This is a genomic window from Herbidospora sp. RD11066 (assembly GCF_054661255.1).
The window spans coordinates 242,551-262,477 of the sequence record NZ_BAAGDO010000008.1 but is presented as its reverse complement, the minus strand read 5'-3'; the positions used below and the strand labels follow the sequence as shown (position 1 = coordinate 262,477).

14 protein-coding genes are annotated in these 19,927 nt (G+C 68.0%); 7 read left to right on the top strand and 7 right to left on the bottom strand.

Going from position 1 to position 19,927, the window contains the following annotated elements:
• Positions 1 to 43 precede the first annotated feature (43 nt).
• Both ACYQ78_RS28560 and ACYQ78_RS28555 read left to right on the top strand, forming a co-directional pair.
• On the top strand, positions 44 to 2,866 hold the full coding sequence (locus ACYQ78_RS28560) for an SNF2-related protein (protein WP_459804028.1): 2,823 nt from the start codon (positions 44 to 46) through the stop codon (positions 2,864 to 2,866).
• A complete protein-coding gene (locus ACYQ78_RS28555; RefSeq protein WP_459804027.1) occupies positions 2,863 to 3,651 on the top strand; it encodes an SWIM zinc finger family protein in 789 nt (262 codons plus the stop codon). The genes ACYQ78_RS28560 and ACYQ78_RS28555 overlap by 4 nt, the downstream gene beginning before the upstream one ends.
• On the opposite strand, the gene ACYQ78_RS28550 is transcribed toward ACYQ78_RS28555, so the two are convergent.
• Both ACYQ78_RS28550 and ACYQ78_RS28545 read right to left on the bottom strand, forming a co-directional pair.
• Positions 3,620 to 4,489, bottom strand: coding sequence for a diacylglycerol/lipid kinase family protein (locus ACYQ78_RS28550; RefSeq protein ID WP_459804026.1), 870 nt, complete (start codon positions 4,487 to 4,489; stop codon positions 3,620 to 3,622). The two genes, ACYQ78_RS28555 and ACYQ78_RS28550, sit on opposite strands and share 32 nt — an antisense overlap.
• A gap of 119 nt (positions 4,490 to 4,608) precedes the next feature.
• On the bottom strand, positions 4,609 to 7,365 hold the full coding sequence (locus tag ACYQ78_RS28545; protein WP_459804025.1) for an immune inhibitor A domain-containing protein: 2,757 nt from the start codon (positions 7,363 to 7,365) through the stop codon (positions 4,609 to 4,611).
• A gap of 233 nt (positions 7,366 to 7,598) precedes the next feature.
• On the opposite strand from ACYQ78_RS28545, the gene ACYQ78_RS28540 reads away from it, so the two are divergent.
• Positions 7,599 to 8,981 carry an FAD-binding oxidoreductase gene (locus ACYQ78_RS28540; RefSeq protein WP_459804024.1) on the top strand — a complete coding sequence of 461 codons (1,383 nt, stop codon included), beginning with the start codon at positions 7,599 to 7,601 and terminating at the stop codon, positions 8,979 to 8,981.
• 22 nt (positions 8,982 to 9,003) lie between these two features.
• Positions 9,004 to 10,491 (top strand): serine/threonine-protein kinase, encoded by a 1,488-nt coding sequence (locus tag ACYQ78_RS28535; protein WP_459804023.1) that lies wholly within the window; start codon positions 9,004 to 9,006, stop codon positions 10,489 to 10,491.
• A 196-nt stretch (positions 10,492 to 10,687) separates the two neighbouring features.
• Here the strand turns inward: ACYQ78_RS28535 and ACYQ78_RS28530 are convergent, their stop codons facing one another.
• The 5 genes from ACYQ78_RS28530 to ACYQ78_RS28510 form a co-directional block, all read right to left on the bottom strand.
• The gene (locus ACYQ78_RS28530; RefSeq protein WP_459804206.1) at positions 10,688 to 13,225 is read right to left on the bottom strand and encodes an FG-GAP-like repeat-containing protein; all 2,538 of its coding nucleotides are present in this window, start codon (positions 13,223 to 13,225) and stop codon (positions 10,688 to 10,690) included.
• 940 nt (positions 13,226 to 14,165) lie between these two features.
• Entirely contained in the window at positions 14,166 to 14,717 is a 552-nt protein-coding gene (locus ACYQ78_RS28525) for an RICIN domain-containing protein (RefSeq protein WP_459804022.1), read from the bottom strand.
• A gap of 890 nt (positions 14,718 to 15,607) precedes the next feature.
• Positions 15,608 to 16,777 carry a macrolide family glycosyltransferase gene (locus tag ACYQ78_RS28520; RefSeq protein ID WP_459804021.1) on the bottom strand — a complete coding sequence of 390 codons (1,170 nt, stop codon included), beginning with the start codon at positions 16,775 to 16,777 and terminating at the stop codon, positions 15,608 to 15,610.
• A gap of 107 nt (positions 16,778 to 16,884) precedes the next feature.
• Positions 16,885 to 17,265: a hypothetical protein gene (locus ACYQ78_RS28515; protein ID WP_459804020.1), complete on the bottom strand. Its 381-nt coding sequence runs from the start codon at positions 17,263 to 17,265 to the stop codon at positions 16,885 to 16,887.
• 21 nt (positions 17,266 to 17,286) lie between these two features.
• Complete coding sequence (locus tag ACYQ78_RS28510) at positions 17,287 to 17,550, bottom strand: DUF4235 domain-containing protein (RefSeq protein ID WP_459804019.1); 264 nt, start codon at positions 17,548 to 17,550, stop codon at positions 17,287 to 17,289.
• 104 nt (positions 17,551 to 17,654) lie between these two features.
• Here ACYQ78_RS28510 and ACYQ78_RS28505 point away from each other — a divergent pair, with 104 nt between their 5' ends.
• The 3 genes from ACYQ78_RS28505 to ACYQ78_RS28495 all read left to right on the top strand — a co-directional run bounded on the left by ACYQ78_RS28505 (position 17,655) and on the right by ACYQ78_RS28495 (position 19,041).
• Positions 17,655 to 18,122, top strand: coding sequence for a hypothetical protein (locus ACYQ78_RS28505; protein ID WP_459804018.1), 468 nt, complete (start codon positions 17,655 to 17,657; stop codon positions 18,120 to 18,122).
• A gap of 66 nt (positions 18,123 to 18,188) precedes the next feature.
• Complete coding sequence (locus tag ACYQ78_RS28500; RefSeq protein WP_459804017.1) at positions 18,189 to 18,431, top strand: hypothetical protein; 243 nt, start codon at positions 18,189 to 18,191, stop codon at positions 18,429 to 18,431.
• Between the two features lie 334 nt (positions 18,432 to 18,765).
• Positions 18,766 to 19,041, top strand: coding sequence for a GlsB/YeaQ/YmgE family stress response membrane protein (locus tag ACYQ78_RS28495; RefSeq protein WP_459804016.1), 276 nt, complete (start codon positions 18,766 to 18,768; stop codon positions 19,039 to 19,041).
• Positions 19,042 to 19,927: the final 886 nt, after the last annotated feature.

Sequence of the window (19,927 nt, the reverse complement as noted above, 5' to 3'; positions counted from 1 at the left end):
TCATAGCAACGGCGCCCGACAGAATCGGGGGTAGCTTGTCGGGATGCTTGTGCACGCGGTCTGGGCCGGGGGGCGGGCCGGATTCTGGGCGGAAGGTTCGCCCTGCCCCGCCACGTCGGAACACCATCCCTTCGCCGAACCCCCGGAGACCCTCGACGACCTGCCCGAAGAGATCGTCCTGCGCCTTCCGTCCGACGCCGACGGTCCGGTGCACTCGTCGTTCACCACCGCGACCCATCTGCGCGAGTGGTCCCTGCCCGCGGTCTTCCCCGCCGCGTTGCCCGAGGTCGAAGAGCCTTCGGGTTCTGTACGTTTTCTCGCCGCCCTCGACGACTTCGCGCGTGACCTGGTGCGACGCGGTCGCGTGCTGCCCGGCCTGGTCGGGCGTGAGGCGCGCTGGCGGCCGGTGCTGACCGGTGCCGACGCCACCCGGGCGGCCGAACTGGTCGCGGCGATGCCCCCGGTCTTCCGGGCCGCCGATGCGCGCCCCGCCCGTGAGGTGCTGCACGAGGCGCTGATGCGGCTGGCCGACTCCGCCGTCCGGCGGAACCTGCCCGACCGGATCCTCATGGGCCACCGTCCCGGTAAGCGCAGCCCGATCGCCGACCAGTGGGCGGTGAAGCTCATCGGCGACGACACCCTCCTCGATGGCGACCTCTCCGAGCTGCGCGGTGAGCTCGACCGCTGGCACACCGCCGCCCACGCCTTCGACGGCCCCGCGCGGGCCGCCTTCACCCTGCGGGAGACCGGCGACGACGGCTGGGAGGTCGGCTTCTCGCTCCAGTCGGCCGACGACCCGAGCCTCGACCTGCCGGCCGCCGAGGTCTGGCGCGGCGCGCGCCTGCCGGGGGCCGTCGCGGAGAACGAGCTGCTCGCGGGGCTGGGCCGGGCAGTGCGGCTCTATCCGGAGCTCGACCGGGCGCTGCGCGACCCGCAGCCCGAGGGGCTCACGCTCGACACCCGGGGCGCGTTCGTCTTCCTGAAGAACGCGGCGCCGCTCCTGGGCGCCGCCGGTTTCGGCGTACGCCTCCCCGCCTGGGCGGGCAAGACGAGGCTGGGGCTCAAGCTCACCACACGTACACGACAGGGACCGAAGGCGGTCGGCGGCCAGGGGTTCGGGCTCGACCAGATCGTCGACTTCCGGGTCGATCTCGCCGTCGGCGAGGAGGTCATCTCCGAAGAGGAGCTGGCCGAGCTGGCCCGGCTGAAAGTGCCGCTGGTGCGGGTGCGCGGCCAGTGGGTGGAGCTCGACGACCGGCAGCTCAAGGCCGCGCTGAAGATCCTGGAGCAGCGGCGCGAGGGCGAGCTGTCGGCGCGGGAGGTCATCAACGAGGTCGTGCTCGGCGGTGACGACGACCTGCCGATCACGGCGGTCGACGCCGACGGGCTGCTCGGCGACCTGCTGTCGGGCGAGGCCGACCGGCGGCTGGAGCCGGTCCCGGTGCCCGCGACGCTGACCGGCACGCTGCGGCCGTACCAGCAGCGGGGTCTGTCCTGGCTGAGCTTCCTGTCGGGCCTGGGCCTGGGCGGGGTGCTGGCCGACGACATGGGTCTCGGCAAGACGATCACGACGCTGTCGCTGCTGCTCGCGGAGCGGGAGGACGGCAGGCTTCCGGCGCCGACGCTGCTGGTCTGCCCGATGTCGCTGCTGAGCAACTGGCAGAAGGAGGCCGCGCGGTTCGCCCCGAGCCTGCGGGTGCACGTCTACCACGGGTCGGGCCGCGAGCTGGCCGACGCCGATCTGGTGCTGACCACCTACGGCACCGCGCTGCGCGACGTCGGGAACCTGGCGGCGCAGACGTGGGAGCGGGTGGTCTGCGACGAGGCGCAGGCGATCAAGAACAGCGCGGCCCGGCAGTCGCAGGCGGTCAGGTCGATCCGGGCCCGCACCAAGCTGGCCCTCACCGGCACCCCGGTCGAGAACCACCTCGCCGAACTCTGGTCGATCATGGAGTTCTGCAACCCCGGCCTGCTCGGCACCGCCCGCACCTTCCGCGACCGCTTCCAGGAGCCCATCGAGGTGCGCCGCGACGAGAACGCGGTGGCCGCCCTGAAGCGCGCGACCGGCCCGTTCGTGCTGCGGCGCCTGAAGACCGACAAGACGATCATCTCCGACCTGCCCGACAAGCTGGAGATGAAGGTCTGGTGCACGCTCACCCCCGAGCAGGCCACCCTCTACCGGGCGGTCGTCGACGACATGATGGGCCGCATCGAGAGCAGCGACGGCATCGAGCGGCGCGGCAACGTGCTGGCCGCGATGACCCGGCTCAAGCAGGTCTGCAACCACCCCGCCCACCTGCTCAAAGACGGCTCCCGGCTGCCCGGCCGGTCGGGCAAGCTGGCCCGTCTCGAAGAACTGTGCGAGGAGATCCTGGCCGAAGGCGAGAAGGCACTGGTCTTCACCCAGTACGCCGAGTTCGGCTCCCTCCTGCAACCGCATCTGGCGGCCCGGCTCGACCGTCCCGTGCTCTGGCTGCACGGCGGGCTCACCAAGAAGAAGCGCGACGCGCTCGTCGAGCGGTTCCAGACCGACGACGAACCGATGATCTTCCTGCTGTCCCTGAAGGCGGCCGGCACCGGCCTCAACCTGACGGCCGCCAACCACGTCATCCACGTCGACCGCTGGTGGAACCCGGCCGTGGAGAACCAGGCGACCGACCGCGCGTTCCGCATCGGCCAGACGAAGAACGTGCAGGTCCGCAAGTTCATCTGCACCGGCACGATCGAAGAGCGCGTCGACGAGATGATCGAACGCAAGCAGGCCCTGGCCGAGAGCGTCGTCGGCACCGGCGAAGACTGGATCACCTCCCTGTCGACAGACCAGCTCAGAGACCTGTTCAGCCTGGGGCCGGAGGCGGTCGCGTGAGCTGGTTCGAGGCGGGCACCCCGATCAAGGTCGAAGGCGGCATCCGAGCGAAGGGGCGCCGGGGCACCCTCGGGGAGAAGTGGTGGTCGCGGCGGTTCGTCGACATCCTCGAACAGGTCTGCGACCGGGGGCGGCTCGCGCGTGGCCGTGCCTATGCCCGCCAGGGCCAGGTGGTCTCGATGTCGATCGGAGACGGCCTGGTCGAGGCCGTGGTGCAGGGGTCGCGCCCAGATCCGTACCGGGTGGAGATCGAGATCGAAGCCTATGGCCAGGCTGAATGGGCCGTGCTCGAACGGGTCATCGCCGGGCAGGCCGGTCACCGGGCCAGGCTGCTCGCCGGTGAGATGCCGAAGGAGCTCGACGCGCTGTTCTCCGAGGCGGGGTTCCCGATCTTTCCCGAGCAGGGCGAGCTCGAGATGACCTGCGGCTGCCCCGACTGGGGAAATCCGTGCAAACACGTCTCGGCGGTGCTCTATCTGCTCGCCGAGGCGTTCGACGACGACCCGTTCCTGGTGCTGGCCTGGCGCGGCAAACCCCGGGAGCAGCTCTTGGACGACCTCCGCACCCCCGCCGACGAACCGCTGGAAGACCGGCTCGCCGACTTCTACGCGCTCAACGTCTCACCCGCGAGGCTGAAGGGCACCCCCGCGCCCGACACCCCGCCCGACCTGCTGCTGCGGGCGCTGGAACCCCCGAAGGTGAAGGTCAGGCACATCCCGCTGCTCGACCTGCTGCGCCCGGCCTACCGGAGCTTTACGTATCCACAAAACCCTGAGGGACCATGACCCGCACCCCGTTGGGGATCGTCTTGATCACCAGCGGGGTCATCAGCCGCACCTCGCCGTCGATGTCGGCGGCCATCGGCGGGTCGGTCTCCAGGAGCATCTCCTTGCCGACCACGAACGGCCCGCCCGCGAGCGAGCGCCACTTGCCGGTAGTGGCCCGCAGGAACGTTTCCCCGAGCAGCCGCACCCGCTTGCCCGAGCCGAGTTGGTAGGCGACCAGGTTGCGGTTGTCGATGGAGATGTCGCTGGCGATCTGCCAGCCGCCGTGGAAGCGGCCGTTGGCGATGTTGAGCTGGTGGGTGAGCAGCTCGTGGCGCTTGCCCTCGACGGTGATGAACGCCCGGAACGGCGTGTGGCCCGGCAGGATCGTCAGCGCCGTCAGCGGATAGGCGGCCCGGCCGGCGAGCTTCTTCAGCCACGGCTTGACCGTGCCCGCGACCTCGACCGACACCCCGAAGCTGGCCAGGTTGGCGAACGGGCGGTCGCCGCACAGGCCGAGGTCGATGTCGGCGACCTTGCCCTCGCTGAAGACGCGCACCGCGCCCGCGCGGGTCAGCGGCAGGCCGAGACTGCGGGCGAAGTTGTTGGTGGTGCCCAGCGGCAGCACGCCGAGCGCGACGTCGCGGTGGGCGATGTGCTTGATCGAGCTGGACAGGGTGCCGTCGCCGCCGCCGACGATGAGCAGGTCGGGCCCGAGGCCGAGCGCTTCGTCGAGACGGTCGCGCAGACGGCGCGGATCGTCGACGGGGAAGACGCCGAGCGGCGAGAAGCCGGACTCCCGGATGAGCCGCACGACCTCCGCGAAGTGTTTGCGGCCACGGCGGGATTTCGTGTTCACGACGACAGCGGCCCGGCGATTATCCCGGATGGCCGCCGTATGGTCGGGCTTGCTCCGCACCCTGCACATGGTAGTGCCCGGCGGTCTCCCGCCGGGCACCAGTCAGATGAACCTGATCTTTACTTCTTGGACGGGGTCACCTGGACGATGACACCGAGGTTCAGCGGCAGCGGGCTGACCAGCTTGAGCTTGACGCCCAGCTGCTTGCCCTCGTCGCCGGGGTTGCCCGTGCCGAGCACGAACCCGTTGACGTTCTCGCCGTAGAGGTCGGTGGCCGGGCTGCCGTCGGGGTTGACGATCCGGGCCGAGTAGGCCTGGTTGCCATAGGACGGCACGACCGCCGAGGCGTCGCGCGAACGGTAGTAGAGCCCGTCGGGACGGTTCTCGAAGCCGGGGTACCAGGTCTTGGCGTCCGTGAACTCCTTGACCGGGTTCTGCGCCGGGAACGAGGTGCAGTACTCCTTGAACGGCTCGGCGGCCAGCTCCAGGCACTCCTTGAACGTGTAGGACTTCCCGAAACCGAAGGCGGCGTTGGACGCCTGCGGACGCATCGGGATGTTCTTCAGCGCACTCGGGTCCTTCGTCGCGGCGACGCCGGAGCGGCGCAGCGGCTCGAAGTGCGAGTCGATCAGGAGCAGCTGGCCCTTCGAACCCACCGACGGCAGGTTGAACTGGTTGGCGGCCGGGTTGTTCATCCCGTACGACGCGTCGCGCAGCCACACGAGGAGGCCGGGGGCGTTGTAGGGAACCTTCTCGACCTTCCAGGCGCCGTCGCGCTGCCAGGTGGTGTCGTAGGTGTACTTGAGGCCCTGGTCGAAGCCGTCGTAGTTACGCCACTCGGCCAGGTAGTACTGCTCGGAGTTGATCGAACCGCCGTGGATGTTCCAGCCCGCACCGGTGGTGTCGGTGAACGTGCCGGTCGTGGCGGTCCAGCCGTTGGCGCCGCCCTCGACGTCGTCGCTCCAGACGGTCGCGCCACCGTTGGTGAGCGAGAAGTCGTCGGAGAACCAGCCGCGCTCGATGGCGGCCTCGTCGGTGTTGTACGTCAGGCGGACCTGCACGGTGGTGCCCACGAACGGAGCCAGGTCGACGTAGTCGTGACGCCAGCCGTGGGTGTCGCCGGTCAGTCCGTACTTCTTGTTGCCGAAGTCGTGCAGGCGGCCGTTCGGGTCGCCGTAGCCGTCGTCGGTGGTGACGAGGGTGCCGTCCTCGGAGTAGACCTTCTGCTGGGCCCACGTGGTGCCACCGTCGGTCGAGACCTCGACGAAGCCGAAGTCCCACTCCTCTTCGATGGTGTAGTCGTTCCACATCCAGAACTTGGGGTCACCGGCCGGGACCTGGACGGTCCGGGTCAGCTTGCTGTCGGACCACATCTGGTCGTTGTTCGACCACCACATGTTCGCGCCGGAGTGGGGCGTGGCCATGGTGACGTGCTTGGACGGCAGGTTGATGCGCAGGCCGTCCTCGGTGAGCTTGGGCGTCCGCGAGGTCTGGCCGATGGTGACGAGCTTGGACTTGTCACCGGGGTTGACGATCTTGGGGTTCGCCCAGCCGAGCACCCACTTGTCCCACAGACCCATGTGGGTCGGCATCGACTGGAAGATCGGGCCCGAGTGCGAGCCGGTCGACATCAGGTCCCAGAACTCCACCGAGCTGTCGCCGGCGCCGGAGGCGTCGTACAGGTCGGGCAGGCCCAGGTCGTGGCCGTACTCGTGGGCGAACACGCCGACGCCGGAGTCCTCCGGCTGCACGATGTAGTTGGCGATCTTCTTGTTGGTGCCGGGGACGGTGTAGCCGCCGGGGATGGTCGAGGAGTGCGCCCAGATGGCGTACGTGCCCTCGGCGCCGCCGCCGCCCGACTTGTCCTCGCCCGCGTGCACCAGCACGAGGTGGTCGATGACGCCGTCGGGCTCGAGGACGTTGCCGTCACCGTCGGCGTCGGCGGTGTCCTCGATGTCGTAGTCGGCCCACGGGAAGTTCGGCTGCTGCTGCGCCAGGACGTTCACCGCGTCGATGCCCAGACGGGCGGGGCCCGCCGGGTTGTCGGGGTGACCGGCCATCTGCTGCGGGTAGGTGCCGCACTGACCGGCGCCGTACCAGGCCTCCGAGTGGGGGACCTTCAGCCAGCCGATCGCCGCGCCCGAGACGGTGTAGGCGCCCTTGGACATCTCCTCGTACATCTTCTTCATGGTGAAGCCGGAGACGTCGATGCCCTTCTTCCCGTCGCGGGGGTCCTTGAGGTCCTTGCGGACCCGCTCGGTGATCCCGGCGTCGGAGTAGAGCATCTTGTTGAAGTGGTCGGTGCTGAAGTTCGGCACCCAGAAGGAGTTGTTGTCCTTCCCGCCGCCCGCGGCCGTGGCCGGGTCGGGGATGTTGTTGTGCAGGGGGCCGTTCATCTTCGTACCGGCCGGCTCGGTCACACAGGTGTTGACGTCGGCGGTCGACACCGGACGGACGAATCCGGAGAAGTCGTCGTTGGCGTTCTCGTTGAACTCCACCAGAAGCGTCAGCAGCTTGGCCGTACGCTTCGTGCCCGCCTTCTTGTAGATGAAGTCGAACGGGTTCTGGCCGGTGCGGATCGCGCGGCGCTCGTTGTTGGCGAGACCCCGAGCGGCGACGGGGTTACCGCCGGCGTACTTGTGGTCGATCTCCTCGGCGATCGCCTGGGTGGCCTGGCGGCTCGCCTTGGCGGCCTCGCTCACCTTCTCGTCGGAGCGCTCGGAGACGTCCGACTGCGCACGAGGGGGCGTGTAGTTGATGTAGTGGTCGCTTAACGACGGGATCCAGCGGGCCTCCGTGGAGTCCGCCGATGCCGGGACCGTGGCCGCGGTGAGACCCGCGGCCAGCAGCCCGAGCGCGGGCACGATGGCGGCCAACCGCCGTGCTCTGCGAGGGGATGCTGCAAAGGCTGACAAATGTTCCTCCCTCACCCGGTAGTCAGCCGGGCTGTTTCCGAGGCGCGCGGGGGGTGTTTGCGCGCCACCGCTGTAACTGGTGCGGCAAACCAGCCACACCAGTCGCAACCGGGACGTTAGATGACTCCGTAAAGGAAAAGTAAAGTCAATTCGGGATGTTGCGAAACCGATATCGACCGACCGCCTTACCGGAGATGTCAGGCCGATTGATACTGTTTCGCGATGTGGACGACCTCATCTCAGCGCTGCCCCCCGGCCGTGTGCTGACCGACCCCGACGTCACCGCCTCCTACGCGGGCGACCGCACGTTCCTGCAGCCTGGAGCGGTGCGCGGGGTGGTTCTGGCGGAGTCGCGCGACGACGTCGTGGCGACGATGAAATGGGCCACCACCTACGGGGTCCCGGTGGTCCCGCGCGGCGCCGGCACGGGCCTGGCCGGAGGGGCCGTGGCAGGAGACGGGTCAATCGTCCTGTCGCTGGCCCGCATGACTCGGATTGTCGAACTCTCCCCCGCCGACGAGGTGGCCGTCGTCCAGCCCGGAGTCATCACCGCCGACCTCGACCGCGCCGCCCGCGCCCATGGGCTGATGTACGCCCCCGACCCCTCGTCCTACGAGATCTCCACGATCGGCGGCAACCTCGCCACCAACGCGGGCGGCCTGCGCTGCGTCAAATACGGCGTCACCCGCGACTCGGCCCTCGGCCTGGAGGTCGTCCTGGCCGACGGCCAGGTGATCAACACCGGCCGCCGCACCATGAAGGGTGTCACCGGCTACGACCTGACGGGCCTGTTCGTCGGCTCGGAGGGCACCCTCGGCATCATCACCGAGGCCACCGTCCGGCTCCGGCGAGCGCCGTCGAAGCCGCCGATCACCGTCGCCGCCGAGTTCACCTCCCTGTACGACGCCGCGGAGGCCGTCGCCGCGATCATCGCGGCGGGCTGCCAGCCGTCCATGCTGGAACTGGTCGACCGCAACACGTTGAAGGCGATCGACGACTGGAAGAACATCGGCTTGGAGCCGACGACGATGGCCATGCTGCTGGCCCAGTCGGACGCCTCCGACGGCGAGGCCGCCGCCGACCGAATGACCGAGATCTGCGAGGCCCACGGCGCCACGTTCGCGGCCCGCTCGACCACCCCCGAGGAGGCCGACGAGCTGATCGCGGTCCGCCGGATGGCCTACCAGGCGAAGGAACGCCTCGGGGCCTGCCTGACCGAGGACGTCTGCGTCCCCCGCTCGAAGCTCCCCGAGATGATCGCCGAGATCGAGGCCGTCGGCCGCCGCCACGACCTCCAGATCTGCACGGTCGCCCACGCGGGCGACGGCAACCTCCACCCGGTCTTCATCTTCGAACGCGGCCTCCCCGAGCCCCCGCCCCACGTGTGGGCGGCCGCCGATGAGATCTTCCGCGCGGCCCTGGCCCTCGGCGGCACCCTCACAGGGGAACACGGGGTGGGACTGTTGAAGAAGAGGTGGCTGGAACTGGAGAGCGGCCCGGTGGTGGCGTCGCTCCAGGCCGGGATAAAGCAGGTCTTCGACCCGCATAACCTCCTGAATCCCGGCAAGGCGATCTAAACCAACTGGTAGCGTGCTCCACATGTTGGAAGGCGACCCCGAGAAGCTGGGGCCGTTCGAGATCGTCGGGCGACTGGGCGAGGGCGGCCAGGGCGTCGTCTACAAAGGTCTGACCCCCGACGGCACGACCGTGGCCGTGAAACTGCTGCACACCCGGCTCAGCTCCGACGAGACCGCACGCGCCCGCTTCCTGCGCGAAGTGGACCTGGCCCGGCGGGTGGCCCGCTTCAGCACCGCCCCGGTCCTGTACGCCGACCTGGCCGGCAACCAGCCCTACATCGTCAGCGAATACGTCCCGGGCCCGTCGCTGAAAGACCTGGTCGAGCAGGAGGGCCCCCGCGGCGGCGCCGCGCTGGAACGCCTGGGCCTCGCCACCGCCACGGCGTTGTCGGCGATCCACCGGGCGGGCATCACCCACCGCGACCTGAAGCCCGCCAACGTGCTGATGGGCCCCGAGGGCCCCGTCGTGATCGACTTCGGCGTGGCGAAGGCGCTCGACGCCCCGCAGGCCACGATGAGCGGCACGACCATGGGCACCCCCGCCTACCTGGCCCCCGAGTTACTGAGCGAATCGACCGCGAGCCCCGCCTCCGACGTCTTCGCGTGGGCCGTCACCATGGTCTTCGCCGCCACGGGCCGCCCGGCGTTCGGCGCCGACTCGATCCCGGTCGTCCTGAACCGCATCCTCAACTCCGAGCCCGACCTGGGCGGCCTCGAAGAACCGATGCGTTCCCTGATCGCCCGCTGCCTGGCCAAGGATCCGGCCGACCGCCCGACCCCCGACCAGCTCATCGCCTACCTGCGCGGCGACACCAACGCGATCCGCCTCGCCCGCCCCCGACGCGGCCGCCTGGTGCTGGCTGCTGCGACCGCCCTCCTGTTAGTGGGCGGCGGCGCCTATCTGATCCTTCAGAACCCCGATCCGGGCACGACGCTGGCCGCCCCGACGGCGGCCCCCGTGATCACCCCGACGAAGCGCGCCCCCCGGCCGTCGCTGTCGCCGGTAGCCGCCCAGCCCGTTTTGGACGTCCCGACGACGCGGCCTCCGACGGAGCGCCCCGACGTGGTCGACAAACCACGCCCGAGCGTGACCCCGACGCCCAGCCCCTCCCCCAGCCCTTCGCCGTCGCCGTCACCGACCCCCACGCCGAGCCCGAGCCCGACGCCGAAGGTCAGGGAGCCGAACCCGTACACGGCGGCAGGACTGTGCGGCGCCGGATTCGCCGTCGTCGACCAGCGCAAATGGCAGGCCGGCCGGGCCGTCACCTATCTCCTGTACGAACCGGCGAGCGGCCTGAACTGCGTGGTGACCCTGTCGAGGAACCTGATCTCGGCCACCATCAAGATGGGCGCCGTCCTGAAGGTCCAGAAGGGCCCCCACGACAACGACTGGGGCAGGTATTCCGCCTACGCGGGCCCGATCCGCCTGCTCGCGAAGAACAAGTGCATCGTGTGGGGCGGCGGCTTCGCGAAAATGACCTGGCAGAGCGGCTGGACCCACTGCAACTAGGGGTGCCGGTTTGGCCGATGAGGCCGTTGAGCACGTCGCCGAACAGGTCAAGGTGCCTGCCTCGGAGCTCGAACTGCAGGCTCGCCGTCACGGCGGGCCCCAACTTGGCGAACGGGGTGAGAGCGGACCGGTCCACGTCATGGACCGGCCCGCCGTTTTCACGGGTTGTGACCAGCAGGGTTGTTGAGCGGGGTTGTTACCAGCATTGGTTGGCCACGCAGAGCTGCTGTCCGTTTGACGAGGGCGGCTGGGGGTCGTTCTGCATGAGTCCGGTCGTGTCGTTCCTCGACCCGGCCGCCCCGGCCGAGCCGTTGTTGAACCAGCCCTTCACCCCGCCCAGACTGTCGTGGGCGAGGTAGTCGGCCCGGCGGTCACCGTTGATCTCGGCCAGGGTGACGTTCGCCCGGACCACCCCGACTCCGGCGGCGATCTCTCCCGCCGAGAGCCAGGCCGAGCCGCCACCGCCCCGGTTGTTGATCCAGGCGCGGATCTGGCCGTAGTCGCCGATGACCAAATAGTCGTCGCGGCGGTCACCGTTGACGTCGGCGAAGGTCACCGTGGGGCCGGACGCGCCGACCCCGGAGGCGATCTCGCCCTGGCTGACCCAGGTGACGCCGGTGGCGTCGCCGGTGTTGCGCCACATCCGGACCTTGCCCAGGCTGTCGACCACGAGGTAGTCGTCGCGGTTGTCGCCGTCGACGTCGGCGAACCTGATCTGGTCGCGGGGCGCGGAGCCCGAGGCCAGTTGACCCTTGCTGGTCCAGGCGATCGCGTCTCCTGTCCCGGTGTTGAACCAGGCGTTGACCTGGCCCTGATCCCCGACGACGAGGTAGTCGTCGCGGTTGTCGCCGTTCAGGTCGGCGAACCGGATGTGGTCCCGCAGACCCGACCCAGACGCGACGTCGCCCCGGAAGTTCCAGCCGACCCCGTCGCCCTGACGGACGTTGAGCCAGGCCTGCACCCGGCCGTTGTCCTTGACCAGGAGATAGTCGTCACGTCCGTCGCCGTTGAGGTCGGCGAACCTGACCTCCTGGCGGGGCGCGTCGGTGGAGGCGATCTGGCCCTGGTAGTCCCACGTGTCGGGGCGGCCGAACTTGTCGTTCAGCCAGGCGGAGACCTCACCGGCGTCGTTGACGGTCAGGAAGTCGTCGCGCCCGTTCCCGTCGATGTCGGCCATGAGCAGCCCGGCCGGGCCGACGCCCGCCCCGCCCACGACGGTGCCCTGGTAGCCCCACGGTCGGGCGCCACCGATGTTGTTCAGCCAGGCCCGGACGTAACCCGAGTCGTCGAACACGGTGTAGTCGTCGTCGCCGTCCCCGTCGAGGTCGTGGAACCGCACACGGCTACCGGCAGCGCCGACACCCGACGCGATCTCGCCCCGCGACGACCAGGCGGCGCCGGCGGCGGTGTAGCCGTTCAGCCAGGCGCGCACCCGCCCCTGGCCGTCGACGACGAGGTAGTCGTCGCGGCCGTCGACGTCGACGTCGGCGAACTGCACCTGGGCGCGGGCCGCGCCGACGCCGGTGGCGACCACGCCCTTGGCTGCCCAGCTCACCGCGTTGCCGGAGCCGACGTTGAGCCAGGCCGAGACCTCACCGCCGTCGCCGACCGACAGGTAGTCGTCGCGGCCGTTGCCGTCGATGTCGGCGAACCTGACCCGGTCACGTGACGCCGCACCCGAGGCGACCTCGCCGATGTAGTTCCAGCCGCCGCCTTGGCCGGCGCGGTTGTTGAGCCATGCCTTGACCTGGCCCTGCTCGCCGACCAGGAGGTAGTCGTCGCGGCCGTCACCGTTGAGGTCGGCGAACCGCACCTGCGCGCGGCTCGCGCCGGGGGTCGAGGCGATCTTGCCGACGTAGTCCCAGCCGGCCGGCCCGGGTCCCGGGGGAGGCGTCGGCGTCGGGTTGCCCGACGCGGGCGTGCACGGCCGGTTGTCGCCGGGAAGCGGAGGCATGATCTGGTTTGCGGCCAGCGCGGCCTTGATCTCGTTGTGGTAGGCGTTGGCCATCTTGCGGTAGCCGTTGTTGTTGGGGTGCAGTGAGTCGGTCAGGTCGTCGAAATTGACATTGAGTTCACCGTTGCTGACCAGACGGACGCGTTTGCCTTCGGCGATCCAGGTGTTGACGGCTTGCGCAAGGTAGGCGTTGAACAGCGAGATCCGTGAGTTGGTCGCCGGGGTGTTCGACGGCACAAGGCTGGAGACGATGATCGTGGTGAGCGGCGCGACGTCGTGGATGTTGTTGATCAGCTTGCCGTAGTTGCCGAGCGTTGTCAGATGATCCTGGCCGTTGGCCAGGTCGTTGGTCCCGATGTGGAGGACGACGACGTTTGGCCGATAACGGGCGATGCTACATTCGGCCGCCAGGGCATCGATCTGGCTGACCCACCAACGGGGATGCCCCTCGTGGTCGGTGTCGGAGATGTGGCCCTGCCCGGAGTCGACGGAGCCGACGAAGTCGAGTGTGTCCGCGTCGTCCCGTAGTAGATCCAGAAGACGGGCCCGGTAGCCGACGCCGCCGGGGTTCCCGCCGACGCCGTGGGTGATGGAGTCACCGAGCGGCATGACCCGCAGGGCCTGGGTGTCGGTGCTTCGCATGGCCTCCTCGACCACTGCGACGTTCTCGGCGGCGTGCTCCTCCAGGGCAATGGCCACGTCCTCGATGGCCGCGCCGGCGCTGGCCCCGCCCCACCAGCCTTTCACCTGGCGGCCGAAGTTACGCGCGCCCTTTGCCATGTTCACGAAAAAGCCTTCGGCAGTGGGGGCGCCGAATTTGGGTCCGAAGAATGAGTCCCAGACGAACGCCGTCAGAGCGCCCAAAGCCGCATAAATAAGGGTGTTTTTCAATGCGTCCGGATTCGGGTCCGGGGCGAATGCATTTGCAATCGCGAACCTACCGTAAACCATCAAGAACGTCGCCATTGCCGAGCATGCCCCGTTGGCGAGGGGCGCCAGCGGACCTGATTCGGGAAGGAAGAGGATGGAACAGGTGAGCCGGACGACGAAGTAGATGGCCATGGCCCCGAGGCCGGCAACAAGGGCCTGCCACGGGGACAGATATCTGGGTTCGCCCGGCGAGGGGCTTGGTGAAGGGCTCGGCCCGGGGGGCGGTCCCTCGTACTCCGCTGTGACTATCAGGTTGGAACCACTGACGGCGATGGTTCCGTCGAAATCCACCCAGTCGTCAAAGTGGGCACGTGGGATGGTTCCCGCGCTCAGGATCTCCTCTTTGAAGGAGTCGCTGAGCAGGTCATGGGAGGTGTTCATTTTCGTGACCCACGCGTTGAGTTCAGTACGCGCGAACCCGTCAGGGAGCGCGATCGTGAACGTGTGCGTGGTCGCGGCACTCGATGCGGGCTGGAAGCCCACCTGAAGGAGAAGCGAGATGATGACCAGCAGGGCCGTCGCGACCCCGCCTGTCCCTAATCGCGCGGACAGCCTGCTTCGGGTTGCGGGCACAGTTCCTCGACTTTCGTCCACCGGCGGCTCGCCGGGCGGGTGGTTGATCAGACATCGCTCCGCCATCGACCGGCTGGAGCGGAAACAGGAGCGCCGCATGATCATTGATGGTGACCACACGGCCGCCCGTCACCTCACGACTGGCCGGATCGGCGACCGCTCGCTCTCAAGGCGGAATCCCGGCTGATCACGGCCGGATTCCGCGTCAGAGACGCTCTTACGCGATGAAGTTCCACTGCTGGTGCTGGCCGCCGTTCCAGGTCTGCGCGTAGGACTGGCCGGCGTGGTTGCTGTCGACCGCGTAGCTGGTGTTGCCCCACCACAGGGAGAAGATGACCTTGTTCCAGCTCGACCCCTGCGCGTACCACTCGCGGGCGGAGTTCCACTCGTTGTCGTCGCACTCGACGGTCGTTCTGAGAGCGCCGTTGTCCATGCGGGCGAGGCAGCGGTTGGTCGCCCTGTTCTTGAGGACCACGAGGTCGAAACGGTGGGGCGAGCCGGCGATGCCGTCGCCGCGGTACTGCAGAATCGGCTCCCAGAGCTGGTGCAGGTTGAAGTAGGGCGGACTGCACGGCAGCGTGTACACGTTGCCGTTGAAGTCGCTGTCGAGGCAGCGGCCGGTCGCGTAGTTCTTCAGGTTCCCCGTGCCGACGTAGGCCTGCGCGGGCGCGGGCAGCGTCATCCCCACAGCAACCGTCACGGCGGCGCTCACCACGACAGCGTTCGTTTTCCGGCTGAGACGAGCCCAGCCCTTCGTGATTTCGGACATCTTTCCTCCGTTTTCGGGACGCCTCGATCGGCATCGTCACCGTCCTAAGCGCGCATACAACAGCGCCAAAGGATCATCACGATGTACGGAAGATGAACGAATAATCATCGAAAGATGGCAACAAAACCGGTCAACGCAGGATTTTGCAATGAGTCGCGATCCGACTGCCTTCGGTGATTAAGTTTCCATTATGTTAAATGAAACTCGCCAAAATGCAGCAGATGTCCGCCCTTGTCAACGTGCGGCCCGCTCGCCACCGCACGAGAGTGTCGCTGAACCTGGTCCAGGCCCATCGGATGCGGCTTCACGTTGTCAACGATCAAATCCTTACCGATTCCTTACGGATCCCCCGTGTGGCCGGCTCGCCCTGGTATCCAAGGGGACGTCGGAGCGGACTGAAATTCAGATCTCCCGCGTCATCAGCACGGAACCCGTGCCCGATGAATTCGCCAGAAAAATCTGCGACAGAATTCTGTTCACGTTTAATGCCGAGTGTCCGGCAGGTGGCCCCTCGGCCCGGACGATCGAATTATCTCGCCGCAGACGCCGACCGTAATTCGGCCGACCCTCGAGGTGGCGTCACCTGCTCGACGATCGCCCACACCCCCAGCGTCCCGACGATCGATGCGGTGGGTCGACCGGCGGGCGCTGGTCGACTTCGAGCCCCGTTAGATCCGATCCGACGCTCGGCAGAAGGTGTGGACCCCTACCGCCAATTTCTGCACTCAGACTCCTCGAAGGCCGATACCCGTGCGGCCGCCGGCCGCACGGGTATGACCCAGGGAACTGGGCGGAGCGGGAGATGATTCTCGCGGAATCACGGCGGAAACTGGTCCGCCGGGCCCTCGCCCGGTTTCGGGCTCATGACAGCGTTCTCACCGACACCCCGACTAGAGCAGCCCCTCGACGATGTCGGCCGCCTTGGCGGTGCCCCCGTTGTCCCGCAGCTCGGCCCTGATCGCCGCCAGCCGCGCGGCGGCCTCGGGATCCGACGTGAGCTCGAGGAACACCTCCCGCAGCCGCTCGGGCGTGGCCTCCTCGGTCGGGATGTGCCGCCCGATCCCGAGCTCCTGCAGCCGCTCGGCGTTCTGGAACTGGTCGGCCGCCTGCGGCACCGCGATCATCGGAACGCCGTGGTAGAGCCCCTCCATCGTCCCGCCCATCCCGGCGTGCGTCACGAACGCCGACGCCCGCGCGAGCACCGCGAGCTGCGGCACCCACGAATGCACCTCGACGTCGCCGGGCACCTCCCCGAGCACGGCGGGGTCGACCTTGGCCCCGATCTGCAGCACGACATGCCACCCCAGCCCTGAGAACGCCGCGACACAGTTGCGGTAGAACTCGGGCCGATCGGTGTAGGCGGACCCGAGCGAGACCAGCAGCACGGGCTTCGCGTTCGGCGGCTCCCAGGTGCCCTGGTGCGCGCGGTCGGCGAGGGTCGGCCCGACGAAGGTGATCGTGTCGGGAACCCGGTCGGCGTTGGGCTGGAGAACCTTGGGAATGAGCGCGATGCAGCGCGGGGGCCGCCCGGTGAAGTTGTTGTACGAGATCTCGATGCCGTTCCCGGCCAGCCATGACGTGAAGTCGGCGTAGTAGTCGTCGCCTCCCGGCACCGACCGCACCAGTTCCTCGACACCCACCGCGACCTCCTCCTCGTAGCCGTCCCAGCCGACGTAGGTCGGGGAGAGCTGGACGATCGGGATGTTCCATTTGTGGGCGAGCACGCGGCCGGGGTAGCCGCCGATGTCGTACAGGATGAGATCGGGCCTGTCATCGGCGTAGAGCTTCTCGACCTGCGGAAGCACGTGGACGGCCTCGTCGAAGAACGACTTGAACGCCATGAGGATGTCGTCGTCGGCGTAGGGCCAGGCCTTCCCGGGCTCGGGGAAGACGGAATCGTGCGGCAGCGGCTCGGCGCCGGCGGAGGCGACGGCGTCGGTGAAGTGGGCCGTGGTGGGGAAGGTCACCCGATGGCCGCGCCGGACCAGCTCGGCGATGACGGCCAGCGACGGATTGACGTGACCGTGCGCGGGCACGGCGAACATGGCGATATGAGCCATCGGTAGGAGCGTCTCCAAACGGTAGATCCCGGCAGCGCAAGCCGACCCACCCAACCAGTCGTGGGCGAGGGACGTCCAGGGATTAAGCGCGCCTCACCCCGGACGGGTCACTTGAGGCGCGCCACCAGCGCGTGAGGATCGGCGACGGTCACCGTGAGCCCCGGATGGCGCAGCAGACCGATCGGCTCGATCCCCCGAACCGGCCGGTGGAACTTCAGGCAGGCGCCCAGCCGCGTGTTGGTGCCGAAGGTCAGCCCGCGGTCGGCGAGCGAGACCCTCGGGCCGATCGCCTTGATCGCCGCGTAGGGCCCGCTCACTTCAGCCGAGGCCAGATTTCCGATATCGGTCGCCACCGTCCAGGGACCGAACCACACCCGGATCCCCCGCTCCGTCACCACCAGCCCGCACGTGGCCGGGCGGACACCCAGCAACAGGAGCGGCCACCGATACCGCTCGTCGATCGCGAAGGAGAACACGTCACCGGTCATGACCTGGCCCTACCGCAGTTCTCAGTCCTTCACCCATTCGCCGGTGGACCGCTTGTACGCCTCGGCCCCCGCCCGGTCGATGGACGCCTTGACCACGGAGAAGATCGCGCCCTGAATGGCGGCGGCCACGAGTACCTCGGTCCAGCCGTACTCCGGCGAGTCCGCCGTCGGAGCGTCCTCCCGGCCGGCGGCCAGCTTCCAGACCTGCTTGAAGATCAACCCCGCGACGGCGCCGCCGACCATCCCGCTCAGCGCGCTCGCACCTCTCACTGCCATCTTCTTCATGAGCCCCCTACTGCCCCGCAGATGCGCGACCACCGCAAGGATCTGACGGGATATTCCCGCCGCAGCAGGGCAGTGGCGTCATTCCGGCTGACAGGAGGACGCCTGTGAACGAGGTCTGGAAGCCTGCTCGTCGAGGCTTTCGTCGTGGCCGCAGGAACCGGGAAGAGGGCATCCGCCTGCCTCCCTCGCGACTGCGTTCCATCTCCGTACGCGGCCTCGCGGTGCGCTTCGCCGTCGGCGCGGCGATCTCGATCATCGGCGGCCTGATCGCCGACCAGCGGAGTCTCGTGGTCGGCGGTCTGTTCCTGGCCGTCCCCGCCGTCCTGGCCGCCACGCTGACGAGGGCCCCGAAGGTAGTGGGAGTGGCCGGCCTGATCGGGTTCGCCGGATGGGTCTGGGGCCTGGCGGTGACCTTGCCCGCCTGGCTCGCCCTGGTGATCGCGGTCGTGGCGTGGGTCGCGATCGCCGACATCCTCTACCTGGTCTTCCGCCGCCGGAGCACGTCCAGGACCAGAAAGACGTTCGTCCTCCTCCGCACGGGCACCAGAAGGTTCCACCGCAACACGAACTAAAGGGGACGTCCATACAGCGAGGGTGTCGTGTCCGCTGCCGGGGTGAGCGGCGGCAAGATCGGTTCCGTGGACGAGCAGAGTGACGCCGTCGGCGACGCGTACATCGTGGTCGACACGGGCTTCTGGATCTTCGACAAGAAGGTCGTCATGCCGGTCGGCACGATCACCGAGGTGGACCCGCAGGAGAAGAAGGTCTTCCTGCCGCGCACCAAGGAAGAGATCAAGAACGCACCCGAGGTCGACGAGGACACGTACAGGGACCCGACCTACCGCGAGCAGGTCGGCAACTACTACAACCAGCAGCCGTAACCCCCAGAGCAGCCCGCATCCGACGTCCGGTCCAAGGGGTTCCACCGGTCGCCGGGTGCGGGCTTCCGCGTTTCCCGAGACTTGGAATCACCGGCATGTGCTCAGGTGATGGGCCGTCGCCTCCATTGCTCCTGCACCTTGAGCCGCCGGACGAGGCGTTCCTCGTCTTCGCCCGCGCTCGCGAACACGGTGAGAAATCGCGCCGGGCCCGGTCCCGCTGGTTGCGGCATGCCAGAGATGTCGTCTTGGCATCGGCGGGGTGGGTGTGGTGTGTGAGGGCTTCCGCAGGGCAGACGGGTCTGCAGCTTCACCTCCACCTCTAAGGGAGTCCTGTATGACCATCACCGGCATCATCATCGCCATCATCGTCGGCGCCATCATCGGTGCTCTGGGCCGCCTGGTCGTTCCGGGCAAGCAGCACATCCCGATCTGGCTGACCATCGTGGTGGGCATCGTGGCCGCCTTCATCGGCACCTTCCTCGCCAGCGCCCTGGGCGTGGCGACGACCAGCGGCATCGACTGGATCGAACTGCTCCTCCAGGTCGCCGTCGCGGCCGTCGGCGTCATCCTGGTGGTCAGCCTGTACGACCGCCGCAGCGTCCGCCACTGACCACGGCCGAGCCGCTGCTACGCAGACCCCACCCGGATTCGCCGGGTGGGGTTTTGCATGCCCGACCAGGCGGGGAGCTGCTACGACACACCCGCCGTGGCATCTTCAGTGGAACTCTGGGCATGCAAACGACAAATAGCCCTGCGGTCGGTATCTAAAGGCCAACAACCATAAGCGCACCTTGTTACCTATGGAGCTAGCGGGCGCTTACTCGAACTCGTCCGCCCAGCTTGGGAACCTAGGGCACCAGATCGCCAGGTCCTGACCACCCCGTGCGGGAACGAGCAATCGAGACCCAAGTGTGAGCAGGTCCCGAGGTCGCTTCACGCGGATGGGCTAGGGGGCTGTTTCACCACGTAGAGGGCAACGAGCGCAGTGACTTGGCTCATGATCTGCGTTATATCGCCGCCAGCGAATCCAGCCATGGCGAGCCCTAGCGCGAGGCCAGCGACGATCCCGGAGATAAGCACTGGCTGGGAGCTTGGGGGTAGGCTCATATGCGATTCCTCTCACGTAGGGGTTTCGAGCCGCCCACACTTGAGGACCGTTCCGCAAACGATAGCCCTCAAGTGGTGGGCGGTGTTAGGTCGAACCCTACGCGGGCTAACAGACGTCGACCTGAGGCCACTCGGCCGCAAAGTGGCCACGCATTGTACAGGTACTTAGCACCCAGTACAGCAGAGTATTTAGCAGATCGAGCAGGTCAACGGCATGCGAGTGAAGCGTTAGCACCCATGACGACGTGCTGACATTTAGCTAGACCTTTGGGTGTTAACGCAAATATCACCCTTTCATAACGATCCAAAATTGCGCTCACGAAGCCCACATTTGCCCCATTTTGTGCAACATTCCTCATTTCCGCCCCAGTTAGAGAAGGTCGGTTGCG